Origin of the sequence: Microvirga sp. 2YAF29 (assembly GCF_052114605.1) — a bacterium.
Taxonomy (GTDB): domain Bacteria; phylum Pseudomonadota; class Alphaproteobacteria; order Rhizobiales; family Beijerinckiaceae; genus Microvirga.
The window spans coordinates 78,869-93,267 of sequence record NZ_JBFRFB010000006.1 but is presented as its reverse complement, the minus strand read 5'-3'; the positions used below and the strand labels follow the sequence as shown (position 1 = coordinate 93,267).

The following is a 14,399-nucleotide window of genomic DNA, read 5'->3' as shown; positions in this document are numbered from 1 at the left end:
ACCAATCAAGCAGCTCCCGCATGGGCGCGCGCCAGTTCACGCAGCTGAAATTTCTGGATCTTGCCCGTGGAGGTCTTCGGCAGTTCAATGAAGATCACCGTGCGCGGACATTTGAACGAAGCGAGATGCTGTCTGCACCAGGTGATGATGTCCTCAGCCGTGACTGATTGGTCCGGTTTCAGTTCCACGAAGGCACATGGGGTCTCCCCCCACTTCTGATCCGGCATCGCAACTACGGCTGCGGCCTGGATCGCGGGGTGCTTGTAGAGAACATCTTCCACTTCGATGGATGAGATGTTCTCTCCTCCTGAGATGATGATGTCTTTCGAGCGATCCTTCAGTTGAATGTAACCGTCCGGATACTTCACGCCCAGATCGCCGGAATGGAACCATCCGCCTGCGAAGGCTTTCTCGTTCGCGGCTGGGTTCTTCAGGTAACCTTTCATGACGACATTGCCACGGAACATGACTTCGCCGAGGGTTTTTCCGTCTGCTTGCACGGGCTGCATCGTTTCCGGGTCGAGCACATCCAGCTGTTCCAGCACTGGATAGCGGACGCCTTGGCGGGCCTTCTTGGCGGCATATTCGGCTGAGGATAGATTGTCCCAATCCTTATGCCATTCGTTCACGACAGCAGGTCCGTAGACCTCGGTCAGGCCATACAGATGCGAGACATCGAAGCCGGCTTCCTTCATGGCGGCCAGCACGGCTTCCGGCGGTGGGGCGGCGGCTGTCATGAAGCGGATCGTGTGCGGCAGGGCACGCTTCTCAGGTTTGGGAGCGTTGAGAAGCGTCGACATGACGATTGGCGCGCCGCAAAGATGCGTGACTCCATGTTCTGCCAAGGCGTCGTATATGGGCTTTGCCCGCACAGCGCGCAGGCACACATGCGTGCCGGCAACGATCGACAAGGACCATGGAAAGCACCAGCCGTTGCAGTGGAACATGGGAAGCGTCCACAAATAGACGGGGTGCTGCCCCATTTCGCCGGTGACGATATTTCCCATCGCCAGCAGATACGCGCCGCGGTGATGGTACACGACGCCTTTGGGGTCACCGGTCGTGCCGGAGGTGTAGTTCAGGGTGATGGCGTCCCACTCGTCATGGGGCAACTGCCATGCGAAATTTGGATCGCCTTCGGCTAGAAGTTCCTCATATTCAAGATCGCCCAAGAGTTCGCCCGGTCCTGTGAATTCCGGGTCGTCGTAATCGATGACAAGCGGCTTGATGGCAACCATTTCAAGGGCCGCCTTTACGACGCCTGACAGCTCGCGATCTGTGATGAGGACCTTCGCACCGCTATGCTCAAGAGAAAAGGCGATGACCTTGGCGTCGAGGCGCGTGTTGAGCGTGTTGAGCACTGCCCCTGCCATGGGAACGCCATAGTGGCATTCGAGCATGGCGGGCGTGTTGGGTAGCACCACGGACACCGTGTCGCCGTGTCCGATGCCGCGCCGTGTCAGAGCCGAGGCGAGGCGTCTGGAGCGGGCATAGAAGTCACGATAGCTGCGTCTCAGGGAACCATGGATGATGGCTGTCCGATCAGGATGGACACCCGCCGCGCGCTCCAGAAAGAGCAGTGGCGTCAAGGGCTGATAATTCGCCGGGTTCTTATCGAGATTCGTATCGTAGACAGACGGAGTCACGGGCGCTTCCCCTTGGCCTGTATTTCTTGCGAGAATGGCTCGGAGCAATTGTCCTCGGTTAGGCAAGTCCTATCAAGAGCTTTCCACCCACCGAGCCGCCGTGCCACTGCGCGTACGGGGCAGCTTGTGATTCATCGGTGCCGATCATAGCGCCAATGCGAAATGTTGCCTGCGATGCATTCCTCTCTCCGGTTATGAGCTTCGGGAGGAGAAAACCGCGGAAGATCGTTTCTGGCAGAGATTTTTTTTAAAGAACGAAATGTTCTTTATGGAGCGCGATAATTAACTAGGGACAGGCTCACTCAAGTCTGAAGACTCCGGCAGAATTTCCTAACTCCAAAACCTGCTGTTATGCTCGTGGTGCCTGTGCACCCCTGGTTAAGGACCACGTTATGACCGATCATGCTCTTTCCTCCTGGCAACATGTCGTCTGTGCAAGCCTGCTGGCCTTAAGCCTTGTCCTGATATCCGGCGCAAAGGCCCAGCCAACTGCACCCGCTCCTGAAGCCTCTACGGGGCGCATCGTTAAGCAGGCCGGCACATCGGCCCGCGATATGGTCGCGGCCGCCAATCCGCTGGCCGCACAGGCAGGACGCGAGATTCTGGGTGCGGGAGGAAGCGCAGTCGATGCCGCCGTCGCGGTGCAACTCGTTCTGAACCTCGTGGAGCCGCAGAGTTCCGGCATCGGCGGCGGTGCGTTTCTCCTCTATTGGGACAAGACGAAACTCGCGACCCTGGACGGGCGCGAGGCAGCGCCCGCCGCAGCGAATCCGGAGCGGTTTCTGGGACCTGACGGCAAGCCGATGAAGTTCTACGACGCGGTCGTAGGGGGGCGTTCTGTTGGAGTTCCTGGGACTGTTCGCCTGCTCGAAACAGCGCATAAGCGCTGGGGCAAGCTGCCTTGGCCTCAGGTGATCGCGCCGGCCATCCGCTTGGCAGAAGATGGCTTTACGATTTCACCGCGTCTCAACGGCCTTCTTACTCAGGAGAAGTTTCTTCAGAACGATCCCATTGCACGCGCATACTTTTATCAGGCGGACGGCACGCCGAAACCTGTCGGCACTATCCTGAAGAATTCGGCCTTCGCCAGGACACTGCGCGAAATTGCCGAGAAGGGAGCGGACGTCTTCTACACCGGTGATATCGCGGCCGATATCGTTGCATCGGTCACGCGCCACACCGCCAATCCGGGCGACATGACGCTTGAGGATCTTAAATCCTATAAGGTCGAGGAGAGAGAGCCCGTCTGCGGTTCTTACCGCACCTACCGCATCTGCGGCATGGGCCCACCGAGCTCTGGAGGTGTGGCCGTCCAGCAGATCATGAGCGTGCTCGAGACTCAGGACATGGCGGCGATGAAGCCCGGTCCCGAGGCGGTGCATTGGATGGCCGAAGCCGGCCGTCTCGCTTTCGCCGACCGGGCGCTCTATCTCGGCGATCCGGCTTTTGTGAGCGTCCCGGTTCGCGGCCTTGTCGATCCGGGATATCTCAAGAGCCGCGCCTCGCTGGCGAGCCCCGATAAATCCATGGGAAAGGCCAAGGCGGGTGATCCGCCGTTCCAGAAGACGGAGTTTCGCTTTGCCCCTTCGGACGGGATTGAGTTCGGCACCAGCCACGTCTCCATCGTTGATCGAGACGGCAATGCCGTATCGATGACGACCACGATCGAGGATGGGTTCGGATCTCGCATAATGACCAGGAGCGGCTTCCTTCTGAACAACGAACTCACGGACTTCAACTTCGCGCCGGTCGAGGAGGGCAAGCCGGTTGCCAATCGCGTGGAGCCCGGCAAGCGCCCACGCAGCTCCATGGCGCCGACCATCGTGCTGGACGGCAGCGGCAAGCTCTATGCAGTCGTGGGATCGCCCGGCGGAAGCCAGATCATTCCCTATGTAGCGAAGGCCCTGGTCGGCCTTCTGGACTGGAAGCTCGATCCGCAGGTGGCGGTCGATCTGCCGAATTTCGGCAGCCGCAATGGCCCAACCGAGATCGAGGCCGGTACTGAAGCGGAGGGCTGGAAAGCGGCACTTGAGGCCAAAGGGCATGAGGTGAAGGCGATTGAGATGAATTCCGGCATTCAGGCCATCGTGGTTGGTCCCAATGGCCTGACTGGCGGTGCGGACGGCCGCCGGGAAGGCGTAGCCATCGGCAACTGAATGGGGGGAGGGAGCTAACAGCTGAGCTTGGCGAGAGCCGTTGAGAACGCTTAAGTTTGCTCCCGAACCTGAGCTTTGCCGCATGAGCCAATATCTGACTGACTTGATCACCCTGTGGGTGGTAATCGACCCGATCGGAACCCTTCCGGTTTTTCTCGCCGTCACGGCCGGGATGAGTGCTGCCGCTGCCAGGCGGACGGCTCTCAGTGCCGCGCTTGCGGCTTTCGCGGTTCTCCTGTTCTTCGTCATTGCAGGCCAAGTACTGCTTCAGGCGATGGACATCGACCTCGATGCATTTCAGATCGCCGGCAGCGTCGTGCTCTTCCTGTTCGCCATGACGATGATCTTCGGCGAGCCGAAGCTGGAAGCAGAAGAAAAGGATATTAAAAGTTCGGTTTCCGATCGATCGATCTATCCCTTGGCCATTCCGTCCATCGCAAGCCCAGGAGCGATGCTTGCTGTCGTCTCCCTGACGGATAACAGCAAGTTCAGTATCTCCGAGCAGGCCGAAACCGTCCTGCAGATGGCGTTCATTCTGGCGGTTACCCTGGTTCTCATGCTGATGGCTTCGCGGATCATCAAGATCATCGGCGATGCCGGGGCGAGCGTGATCAGCCGCGTCATGGGACTCATCCTCGCCAGTGTCGCCGTGAATGGCATTGTGCTCGGCATCAAGCAGGCATTCAACCTGACCTCCTGAGATCACGGTACATGTCGGTGAAATTATACAAACACTTTAAACTTGACCTGAGAGGCTTAAGCTAAACAATAGGGAGCAGGGCTCCTCAAATCTAAGAAAAAGGCAGATTTTCACTTTCTATCTGCCAGAGACATACAGACTTGGCTTTTGTTGCGTTGGCCATAGAGGCCGCTTCAGATTTCCTCCATGTGAAGGAACAGTCGATGCAAGCTAAGCTCCCACTTCTGATCATCCTGACGGCTTTGGTTTCCGGCTGCGTGTCTGGAAGCTCGGATGGAAGGCCTCCCAACTACGTTGAGTCCCAGCTTACCCAGTCTCCAATCCCTCGAGGCTCAATGGGGAACGACCCGGACCTGCCAGGCGCGATTGGCGACCCCGAGTAGTTCGCAGGGTTGAGGCGAGACCGCATACGACGTTGCTTGATCGCTACGGAATAACTGCTCGTCCGTCGCAGGCTCTTAAGCTTGTCGTATCAGCGGAATGCGCAATGAGCCTGCTGGGCTTCTGATATTTGGTGCCCTTGTCCGTGCTGCGCGCGGAAGAGGAAGTATTACCTCGAAATCCCGGCGCATACTTTAAATCCGCCTTTAGATCAAAAAAGTACAGGTCGGGCGCAGTAGAGATTGTAGCCGGTAGGAAATTGCCATCGTAGGCTCTTTGGCAAGCCTCTCATGAAAGAGAGGAAGCAGGGTGGAAGCCTTATGACGTCATCGGGTCAGACGGCGCGATACGACTTCATTCTTGCCGGGGGCGGCTCGTCCGCCTGTGTGGCGGCGACCCGGCTTGTTCGTGATTTCGGCTGCCGTGTTTTGATGATCGAGCGAGGCCCGGCCCGAACAGCACCCATCATGCGCATGCCTGCCGGCTATATGAAATATCTTGCGCGCGACGACTTTCTGGAGATGCACGAGACCTTGCCGCAAGCGCGTTTGGGGGGGCGTGCGCCGATCGTGCCACAGGCGAAAGTTCTGGGTGGCGGCAGCGCCGTCAACGCCATGGTCTACATGCGCGGTCAACGCGAGGACTATGACGGTTGGGACGTCTATCTCGGTAAAGGCTCCGGCTGGTCCTATGAGGATGTGCTGCCGCATTTCAAGGCGATGGAGCGCAACACCAAGTTCAACAATACTTATCACGGCATCGATGGGGAGCTTCTGGTCTCCGACCCAGGAAATCTATGCGACACGACGCAGGACTTCCTCTTAGCCGCTCAGGGAATGGGCCATTCCTACAATCCCGATTTCAACGGCGAACGCCAGGCAGGAATCGGCATCATGCAGCATACGATGGGCACGAATGGCGGCGGGCGCATGGTTCGGTGCGATGCCGTGTCGGCCTTTCTGTCCCAGGTGCTCGACGATTCACGGCTCACCATCGTGACGGATGCCCTTGTCAGCAAGATCATTGTCGAGCATGGCCGAGCCGTCGGCGTGGAGTACATCCACCACGGACAGACATTACGCGCTCATGCCGAGCGTGAGGTCCTTGTTGCGGCAGGCACGTACAATACGGCCAAGCTTCTCATGTTATCCGGCTTGGGTCCTGCGGATCACATCAAGCAGCATAATCTTCAGGTCGTGGCCGATCTTCCGGGTGTCGGGGCCAATCTGCAGGACCATCACGAGGTGCCGATCATCGCATCGACGCGCCGGCCGAGTGGCTATTTCGGGCAGGACAAGGGTTGGCGAATGCTGCGCAATGGCTTGCAATACGTTCTGTTCGGCACAGGCCCCGTGACGACGACGGGGATCGAGTCCTGCCTGTTCTACGACCCGGACGGCGGCGAGCGGCCCACGATGCAGTTGTACTGTGCTCCCATCGTCTATCTGGATCGCGATGTATCGAGCGCAACGCCGACCTTCGGAGTCACGCTCACCTCGTGTCTGCTTCGCCCGAAGGCAAGGGGAAGCGTACGGCTGCGGAGCGCGAATCCGGCCGACAAGCCTCTGGTCGACGCGAACTTCTTCGGTCATCCGGATGACCTGCGCCTGACGCTGGCCTCTCTCCGTGTTGCAAGGCGGCTACTTGGAACAAAGCCGATCGGCCCAAAGATCGCCGAGGAATTGCTGCCCGGTTCCGACATCGCGAGTGATGAAGCGCTCATCGACTATTGCGGCCGCACCGTGAAGACCAATTATCACCCATCCGGCACTGCCCGGATGGGACCCGACAATGATCCGATGGCCGTGCTCGACAGCCGAATGCGGGTGCGCGGCATCGAGAATCTTCGCGTGATCGACTGCTCCGCCATCCCCTTCATTCCTTCCGCCAACACAAATGCGGCAGCCCTGATGCTCGGGCATCGGGCCGCCGAATTTGTGACGGCGTCAGTTCGGTATCCTACCAAGGATCGACGGTATGAAATTCTATCACAAAACTGAAGAGTGACACGGGAATGCATAAAGAGCCTGCATCGCGGGCTTTGATTCGCACCGCAGTCTCGTTGAAACAAGACGCGGCACAATAACCGCCAAAGAGCGGACTTTAGAGGAAACGGCCTGCTGCACCACATGGAGGGCGGCGAGAATGGAACGTAAATCAGTCCCCGCGTATGAGGTTATCGTATTTCCGCCATCCGCATCGTTCCGCTGGAACGTGCATGATTACCCCCATCACTTGGCAAAGTGGCATTACCATATCGAGTACGAGCTGCACCTGATCCAGAACTCGTCAGGCACGATGATGATCGGCGACTACGTCGGCCCTTTCGAGCCTGACTGCCTCGTCCTGACAGGGCCGAACCTGCCTCACAATTGGCTCAGCGAGACCGGTAGTCTCATCGTCCCCGACCGCGACATGCTGGTTCAATTCAGCCCTGAATGCGCGGACCGCATCTGCAGCAACTTCTCTGAATTCGAGGAAGTGCAACTCCTTCTCGCCGAAGCGGCATTCGGCTTGTTGTTCTCCGGCGAGACGGCGCGCAAGGGCGCATCCCTGCTACGGCAGATCGGTCATGTTCAGGGTGCTCAGCGGATGATCCTGTTTCTGGAGCTTCTGGCCACCTTGGCCAACAATCCATCCGAGCGGAAGACGCTGTCTCATCGTGCCCCGGCGGCAACCATTCTATCTCGCCCGTCGGAGAAGGCGGAGCGTGCGATCAACTATATCCACAATCATTACGTTTCCGATATTCACCTCCCAGTCGTAGCTCAGCTTTGCGGCATGGAGCCCAGCGCGTTCTCGCGTTTCTTCAAGAAACAGACGGGACATACCTTCGCAAAATTCGTCAATCAGACGCGCATCTACTCAGCCTGCACGCTGCTAGCCCATACGGATCGGTCAGTGACGGAGATCTGCTTCGATGTGGGCTTCAACAACATCGCGAATTTCAATCGCCAGTTCGTGAAGATCTGCGACCAGACCCCGTCTGCCTACCGCAGAACGGCGCGGCGTTGCACGACACCGGCTTCTGCCGCAGGACAGGAGAGTTCTTTTGCGCCTGTCAGATACGGATCTAACGCTGGTGCGGACAAAAAAGTACAGTTCCCGATGAGCAGAGGCGTGGAAGCCTCCGCAACCACTTTCTAAAATTTCCTAAGAAGTCGGCGAAGTATTCGGACGGCTTTCGGGAATAAGTCCGGGCACAGGGCTCCAGATCGCTCGCCCAGCGCCCAGGAAAACGACATGCCGCATCTCTCAATGGGTGCGCCGTGCATTCTGGCCTCAAGCGACGCCAATAGATTGGCTTGGGTTCACTTTCGGGAGGAAAACGCAATGTATCACTTCAAGAGTTTGGTAGCCTCTACGCTCACTGCCGCCTTGCTTGCAGGCACATCGCCAGCTTTTGCCGACTTCTGGTCGGATGCTGCGAAGGGCATGGAAGGGACGACTATTCGAGGAATCTCCGAGAGCACGCCGCCATCCAATTACGCCAAGGATGTGCTGGGACCAGCCTTTACCAAAGCAACCGGCATCAAGGTCGAGTTCGAGGCCACGTCCTGGGATCAGATGTACGATAAGGCGATCAAGGACATGGAGGCCAATACGGGTATCTATGACTTCGTCTATATCGAACAGGACATCATCTACAGCTATCTCGCGCGCAATTTTCTCGTCGATCTCACAAAGGCGCTGAACGATAACCCCAAGCTCAAGTCCCCTGATTTCGACGTGTCGAAATTCACGAGCTTCGTCGATAATTTCAAGAACGATAAGGGCGACCTCTTCGGCGTGCCGATGGAAGCCTTCATCAAGGTCTATCTTTATCGCAAAGATCTGTTCGAGGATCCGAAGATAAAGGACGCCTACAAGGCGAAATACGGCACTGACCTCGTGCCTGCCAAAAATCACAAGGAATATCGCCAGATCGCAGAATTCTTTACCGATTGGGGCAAGAGCAACGGGAAGGAGCTTTGGGGAACCACCGTTCAGGCAGCCTCTGGACATCCGGCTGCCGTTTATGAAGTGGTGGAGAGCATATTTCCCACCTTCGGTGTCTACAATTGGGGCATCGACACAAAGTCCTATAGTGCTTCCGTTGCCAATGGCGGGCGTATGAACAGCACTGAGGCCAAGGCGGCTTTCGCGTGGTGGATCGGCAATCTCGCTTACGCACCGCCGGAATCGACATCGAGCACCTGGGATGAGGTTGCCGCGACCTTCGCGGCTGGCCGCGCCGCACAGGGTCTCGTCTATGGTGAGAACGCGGCCTGGGTCGCGACCGACGACAAGAAATCCACTGTCGTCGGGAAGGTAGGCGTTGCGCTTCCACCTGTAGAGCCCGGCGTCATGGAGCAGGCGGCATCCGGCGTCGGATATATCGGCTACTACGATGGTGGCGCCTTCGGCATCCCGCACTCCTCGAAGAACAAGAACGCCGCGCTTCTCTGGCTGCAATATATCGCGCAGGATTCAGTTCAGGCCGATTGGGCGCTCGCCGGATCCCGCATCACGCACAAGGCAACCTATGACGATCCAAAGGTTAAGGCTCAGGATGCCAAGGTCGACGGATATTACACGATGATGCGCGAGGAAGGGCCGCTCTTCCGTGGCGCTCCTCCGTTCCCGTTCCACAATCAGGTTCGTGAGGCGATCGCTCCCTTTATCTACCAGGCGATCACGGGCGAACTGAAGCCTGATGAGGCTCTCGATAAGGCTGCTGCGGCCGCAGATGCGGAATTGAAGAACCTCGGCTATCGCAAGTAATGCGCCCTCCCATTGGGCTGATTGGACCACCGCGCTTAAAGCGCGGTGGTCATCTAACCCGAAATTTGCCGAACGGTGACGCTCGGCCGGCAGGAGCATCCAATGCGTTCGAATTCGGTGGGATGGCTTTTCCTCGCGCCAACCCTCGTCATTCTGTTCATCTTCGGCGTCGTTCCGTTTCTCTATGTTCTCGTCATCGGGTTCATGCAATGGAACAGCTTTGCCGCCAATCCGAATATGCAGTTCATATGGGGCGGCAATTTCAGGCGCCTCGTCTTTGACGAGCAGTTTCTCTATTCTCTTTGGATCACGCTGAAATTCGCATTTTTTGCCGTGGTAAGCGAGATTGTGCTGGGTTACTTTCTGGCTCAGCTTTTCATGCGCGATTTCCCTGGCAAGGGCTTCTTCCGAACCATTCATACATTGCCGCTCGTCATTGCACCCATTGCAGTCGGCGCGACGTGGCGTCTCCTGACGGTGCCCGGCCTCGGACCATTGCCCTATTATCTGAACCGGTGGTTCGGTTATGATTTCAATATCAGTCGCTACATCGACCAAGCGTTCTTCACCACAGTCGTCATGGATACCTGGCACTGGACGCCGCTCGTTACCCTGACACTGCTCGCAGCACTTTCCTCTCTGCCGAAAGAGCCGTTCGAACAAGCGCAGATCGATGGCGCGAACCGATTCCAGATCTTCTGGCACATCACGCTGCCGCTCCTGAAGCCGGCCATCCTCGCCACGGTCTTCATCAGAATGATGGATGCTCTACGCACGGTCGACGAAGTCTGGATGCTGACTGGCGGAGGGCCTGGCGCTGCCACGCGCTATGTCGGACTTTACATCTGGCGCGTCGTCTTTCCGAGAACGGATTACGGCTACGGATCCGCCATGTCCCTTATCACGCTTTATCTCACCATCGTCATGTGCTGGATGCTCTATGCGGGCCTTGTCGCACGGCGCGATTTGAAGAGGGCTGAATGATGCGGCATCTTCGTAACAGGGCATCTGCAGTGCTCGGTCCCATCGCTTTCTGGACGATCGCGAGCCTCATTACGCTGCTCCCGATCTATTGGATGTTCGCGGTATCCGCGAAGAGCCGCGTACAACTGTTCGGGAGCCCGAGCTTCCTGATCTCGAGCTTCTTTACGGAGAACTACACGACCACGCTGAGCGATCCTGCCTTCCAGCGCTATATGACTAATTCCATCGTGATCGCCACATCGAACGCGTTGCTGGTCACGGCGCTAGCCCTGCTCGCGACCTATGCCTTGTCCCGATACAAGCTGCCGGGAAAGGAAAACGTCTTCTTCTGGACCATCACGAACCGCATGGCGCCACCTGCCGTCTTCCTGCTCCCGCTCTTTCTTCTTTATACGCAGGTTTTCGTAATTGGCGACTTCAAGTTGTTCGACACACGGATCGGCCTGATCCTTCTCTACTGTGTCTTCAATCTTCCATTCGCGATCTGGACCTTACGCGGGGTGATCGATGGCATTCCCAAGGAGCTTGACGAGGCAGCCTTCGTGGATGGAGCCAATACGTGGCAGGTGCTGACCAGGGTCATTCTGCCACTGGCCAGGCCGGGCCTTGCTGTGACCGGAATTCTTACCTGGGTCTTCGCGTGGAACGAGTACCTGTTCGCGGCAACACTGACGAGTGTTAATGCCCGGACCATCACGACAGGGTTGGCCGAATTCGTAACCGTGACCGGAACGAACTGGGGAAGAATGGCCGCGACCGCCATGCTGACCCTCATCCCGGCACTTATAGTGCTCAGCCTTGCGCAGCGCCATATTGTGGCTGGTCTCACCTTCGGCGCGGTGAAGGAGTGACGGATGGCCGATGATACTGAACGGCCCGCTGTGGAACGCCGCGGATTCCTGCCGATCGAGACTAATGCGTTTGACCGGGTCTTCATCGCGGTCCTCGCCTTCGTTGCCATCAACCTGTTCTGGATGCGCTTCGTCGAATCCGTCCTTCCTCTCAGCATCGCGGCCGTCCTGTCGCTGGTTATAGGAGCGATCGTCATCGCGCGTGGGTAGGAGGATCCATGATGAAAGCACTGGTTCTTGAGGAGAAGGGAAAGCTCTCCCTTCGTGATCACGTCGTCCAAGAAAGGCTCGGCCCGCGCGATGTCCGCATTCAGCTGAAGGTGGTGGGCGTATGCGGCAGCGATGTTCACTATTATACCCACGGCGCCATCGGCCCCTTCGTCGTGCGCGAGCCGATGGTGCTGGGCCACGAAGCCGCAGGCGTCATCACGGGGCTTGGGTCCGACGTTCGGGAGTTCAAGGTGGGAGACCGTGTCTGCATGGAGCCGGGCATTCCCGATCCGTCCAGCCGAGCCACCCGCCTCGGGCTTTATAATCTCGATCCGGCCGTGCGGTTCTGGGCCACGCCTCCCGTTCATGGTGTCTTACGCCCCAGTGTCGTTCACCCGGCGGATTTTACGTTCAAGCTGCCGGACAACGTTTCCCTCGAGGCTGCCGCCATGGTGGAGCCTTTGGCCGTGGGCGTTCACGCTGCCACGAAGGCGCAGGTCAAGCCGGGCGACATTGCCGTCGTCATCGGCGCGGGGCCCATTGGCCTCGTGACGGTGCTTGCGGCTCTGGCTGCCGGATGCGCCCGGGTGATCGTGACCGATGTCGATGACGACAAGCTCTCACTCGCCGAGACGTTGGGACCGGTCACTGCCGTGAATGTTCGCAATCGCGACCTGAATGAGGTGGTGAGCACCGAGACGGACGGATGGGGCGTGGACCTCGTGTTCGAATGTTCGGGCAATGAGAAAGCCGCTGCCAATGTATTCGATCCGCTGCGTCCGGGAGGTTGCGTGGTCTATGTCGGCATCCCGCTTGCGCCCATCGCCTATGATGTTGCCAAGGCCCAGGTGAAGGAAGCCCGCGTCGAGCACGTGTTTCGCTACGCCCATGTGTTCCCGCGCTGCATCGCCATGCTTGCATCGGGCTCCATCGATGTTGGGCCGCTGATCACCCGCACCTTTCCATTCTCCAGGAGCATCGAGGCCTTCGAGTACGCGGCTTCGGCTCCGAAGGGGGAGGTCAAAATTCAGATCGATATGCAGGACCAGGAATACCAGGAGTAGCTTATGGCGCCAGTCACGATCAGCAATGTCAGAAAGCGTTATGCCAACGCTGAGGTCATCCACGGCATAAGCTGTCCTGAAGGCTGTCGATTAAGGAGACCAGCATGTTCCTTGAAAAGCTCAGGCTTGATGACCGTGTGGCCGTCGTAACCGGGGGAGGGCGTGGGATCGGACTTGCCTGTTGCGAGGCTTTGGCTGATGCAGGAGCACAGGTCGTCATCGCCCACATCGACGCGGATGTCACGCAAGAGGGTCGGTCATATCTGAAGAGTAAAGGCTTCTCGGCTGAAGCCGCTTCTCTCGATGTCACCAACTCCGCCCAGGTGACGCAGTTAGCCGATGCACTGGTAGAACGGTTTGGGCGCATCGATATCCTCGTCGCCAGTGCTGGGATCGCCCGTACGGGAACCCCTGCGGAAGATGTTACGGATGAGCATTGGCTGAATGTGAACGACGTCAATTACAACGGCGTCTTCTGGTGCAATCGGGCTTTCGGGCGACACATGCTTCAGGCCCGGCGCGGCGCCATCGTCAATATCGGCTCCATGTCTGGCTTCATCGTCAATCGCCCTCAGCGTCAGAGCTATTACAACACGTCCAAGGCAGCCGTTCATCATCTGACGCGCTCGCTCGCAGCTGAGTGGGCGGATCGTGGTGTGCGTGTGAATGCGGTCGCGCCGACCTATATCGAGACACCGTTGACAAAATACGCCTACGAGACGCCTGGGATGGTCGAAGCGTGGCTGCGCGATACGCCCATGGGACGATTGGGGCAGCCGCATGAGATCGCATCCGTGGTGCATTTCCTGGCGTCCGATGGGGCGAGCCTCATGACGGGCTCCGTGGTCAGCGCCGATGGCGGCTTTACGTGCTGGTGAGGGAACATCAATGGAATTTTCAGGAAAAAGTGTTCTAGTGACCGGAGCCGGTAAAGGGATCGGTCGTGCAACGGCAAGGCGCCTCGCAGAGCACGGCGCTCAAGTGGTGGCGATGACGCGTACTAAGGAAGATCTCGATATCCTGGAGGCAGAGATCGGCTGCCGCTCCATCATTGTCGATCTGGCGGATGCGGTTGCGACACGTGAGGCAGCGCTTGCCGCCGTTCCTGTCGATTATCTGGTGAACTGCGCCGGAACGACGGCTCTCGATCCGTTCCTGGATGTGACCACGGAGACGTTCGATTTGATCTACGCGGTCAATACCCGCGCGCCGATGATCGTCGCCCAGGAATATGCGCGAGATCGTGTGGCTCGTGGCCTGCCGGGATCCATCGTGAACGTCTCTTCGATTTCGTCCTTCATCGGCTTTGCTGATCATGCGGCCTATTGTGCCTCGAAAGGCGCGCTCGATGCCCTGACGCGGGTGATGGCCAACGAACTGGGGCGTCACCAGATCCGCGTGAACGCGATCAACCCGACAGTAACCCTCACGCCGATGGCGACGAAGGCATGGAGCGATCCTGAGAAGTCCGGCAGGATGCGTTCGCGCATTCCTCTTGGGCGCTTTGCCGATCCGGAAGACGTCGCGGAGGTGATCCTTTACCTGTTGAGCGACCGGGCCGCGATGCTGAATGGGTTGGCGATGCCTGTCGATGGCGGCTTCATGATCAATTGATCCCCAGAGGCAAAGCGGAGTAAAACTCT

General features: G+C 58.2%; 12 protein-coding genes. 11 read left to right on the top strand and 1 reads right to left on the bottom strand.

Going from position 1 to position 14,399, the window contains the following annotated elements; translation table 11 throughout:
• Window positions 1–5: 5 nt before the first annotated feature.
• On the bottom strand, window positions 6–1,646 hold the full coding sequence (locus AB4Y85_RS10055; RefSeq protein ID WP_441984751.1) for an acyl-CoA synthetase: 1,641 nt from the start codon (window positions 1,644–1,646) through the stop codon (window positions 6–8).
• Window positions 1,647–2,038: 392 nt separating this feature from the next.
• Between AB4Y85_RS10055 and ggt the strand changes: the two genes are divergently transcribed.
• From ggt to AB4Y85_RS10000, 11 genes are all read left to right on the top strand, one after another.
• Window positions 2,039–3,802: a gamma-glutamyltransferase gene (ggt, locus tag AB4Y85_RS10050; RefSeq protein WP_441984750.1), complete on the top strand. Its 1,764-nt coding sequence runs from the start codon at window positions 2,039–2,041 to the stop codon at window positions 3,800–3,802.
• Window positions 3,803–3,884: 82 nt separating this feature from the next.
• Window positions 3,885–4,502, top strand: a complete 618-nt coding sequence (locus AB4Y85_RS10045) for a MarC family protein (RefSeq protein ID WP_441984749.1) — start codon at window positions 3,885–3,887, stop codon at window positions 4,500–4,502.
• Between the two features lie 701 nt (window positions 4,503–5,203).
• A complete protein-coding gene (locus AB4Y85_RS10040) occupies window positions 5,204–6,883 on the top strand; it encodes a GMC family oxidoreductase (protein WP_441984748.1) in 1,680 nt (559 codons plus the stop codon).
• A 145-nt stretch (window positions 6,884–7,028) separates the two neighbouring features.
• Window positions 7,029–8,030, top strand: coding sequence for an AraC family transcriptional regulator (locus AB4Y85_RS10035; protein ID WP_441984747.1), 1,002 nt, complete (start codon window positions 7,029–7,031; stop codon window positions 8,028–8,030).
• Between the two features lie 186 nt (window positions 8,031–8,216).
• Window positions 8,217–9,647, top strand: a complete 1,431-nt coding sequence (locus tag AB4Y85_RS10030; RefSeq protein WP_441984746.1) for an ABC transporter substrate-binding protein — start codon at window positions 8,217–8,219, stop codon at window positions 9,645–9,647.
• Window positions 9,648–9,749: 102 nt separating this feature from the next.
• Complete coding sequence (locus AB4Y85_RS10025; RefSeq protein WP_441984745.1) at window positions 9,750–10,631, top strand: carbohydrate ABC transporter permease; 882 nt, start codon at window positions 9,750–9,752, stop codon at window positions 10,629–10,631.
• Window positions 10,628–11,482: a carbohydrate ABC transporter permease gene (locus AB4Y85_RS10020; RefSeq protein WP_441984744.1), complete on the top strand. Its 855-nt coding sequence runs from the start codon at window positions 10,628–10,630 to the stop codon at window positions 11,480–11,482. Before AB4Y85_RS10025 ends, AB4Y85_RS10020 begins: the two co-directional genes overlap by 4 nt.
• Before the next feature lie 3 nt (window positions 11,483–11,485).
• Window positions 11,486–11,692, top strand: a complete 207-nt coding sequence (locus AB4Y85_RS10015; protein ID WP_441984743.1) for a DUF2160 family membrane protein — start codon at window positions 11,486–11,488, stop codon at window positions 11,690–11,692.
• 11 nt (window positions 11,693–11,703) lie between these two features.
• Window positions 11,704–12,756, top strand: a complete 1,053-nt coding sequence (locus AB4Y85_RS10010; RefSeq protein ID WP_441984922.1) for an NAD(P)-dependent alcohol dehydrogenase — start codon at window positions 11,704–11,706, stop codon at window positions 12,754–12,756.
• A gap of 104 nt (window positions 12,757–12,860) precedes the next feature.
• Entirely contained in the window at window positions 12,861–13,634 is a 774-nt protein-coding gene (locus tag AB4Y85_RS10005) for an SDR family NAD(P)-dependent oxidoreductase (protein WP_441984742.1), read from the top strand.
• 10 nt (window positions 13,635–13,644) lie between these two features.
• Window positions 13,645–14,370, top strand: coding sequence for an SDR family oxidoreductase (locus tag AB4Y85_RS10000; RefSeq protein ID WP_441984741.1), 726 nt, complete (start codon window positions 13,645–13,647; stop codon window positions 14,368–14,370).
• Window positions 14,371–14,399: the final 29 nt, after the last annotated feature.

Bases quoted from the DNA above. Each gene is read 5' to 3' on its own strand.
- ggt (WP_441984750.1), top strand. From the start codon at position 2,039: ATGACCGATCATGCTCTTTCCTCCTGGCAACATGTCGTCTGTGCAAGC.
- AB4Y85_RS10045 (WP_441984749.1), top strand. From the start codon at position 3,885: ATGAGCCAATATCTGACTGACTTGATCACCCTGTGGGTGGTAATCGAC.
- AB4Y85_RS10040 (WP_441984748.1), top strand. From the start codon at position 5,204: ATGACGTCATCGGGTCAGACGGCGCGATACGACTTCATTCTTGCCGGG.
- AB4Y85_RS10035 (WP_441984747.1), top strand. From the start codon at position 7,029: ATGGAACGTAAATCAGTCCCCGCGTATGAGGTTATCGTATTTCCGCCA.
- AB4Y85_RS10030 (WP_441984746.1), top strand. From the start codon at position 8,217: ATGTATCACTTCAAGAGTTTGGTAGCCTCTACGCTCACTGCCGCCTTG.
- AB4Y85_RS10025 (WP_441984745.1), top strand. From the start codon at position 9,750: ATGCGTTCGAATTCGGTGGGATGGCTTTTCCTCGCGCCAACCCTCGTC.
- AB4Y85_RS10020 (WP_441984744.1), top strand. From the start codon at position 10,628: ATGATGCGGCATCTTCGTAACAGGGCATCTGCAGTGCTCGGTCCCATC.
- AB4Y85_RS10015 (WP_441984743.1), top strand. From the start codon at position 11,486: ATGGCCGATGATACTGAACGGCCCGCTGTGGAACGCCGCGGATTCCTG.
- AB4Y85_RS10010 (WP_441984922.1), top strand. From the start codon at position 11,704: ATGAAAGCACTGGTTCTTGAGGAGAAGGGAAAGCTCTCCCTTCGTGAT.
- AB4Y85_RS10005 (WP_441984742.1), top strand. From the start codon at position 12,861: ATGTTCCTTGAAAAGCTCAGGCTTGATGACCGTGTGGCCGTCGTAACC.
- AB4Y85_RS10000 (WP_441984741.1), top strand. From the start codon at position 13,645: ATGGAATTTTCAGGAAAAAGTGTTCTAGTGACCGGAGCCGGTAAAGGG.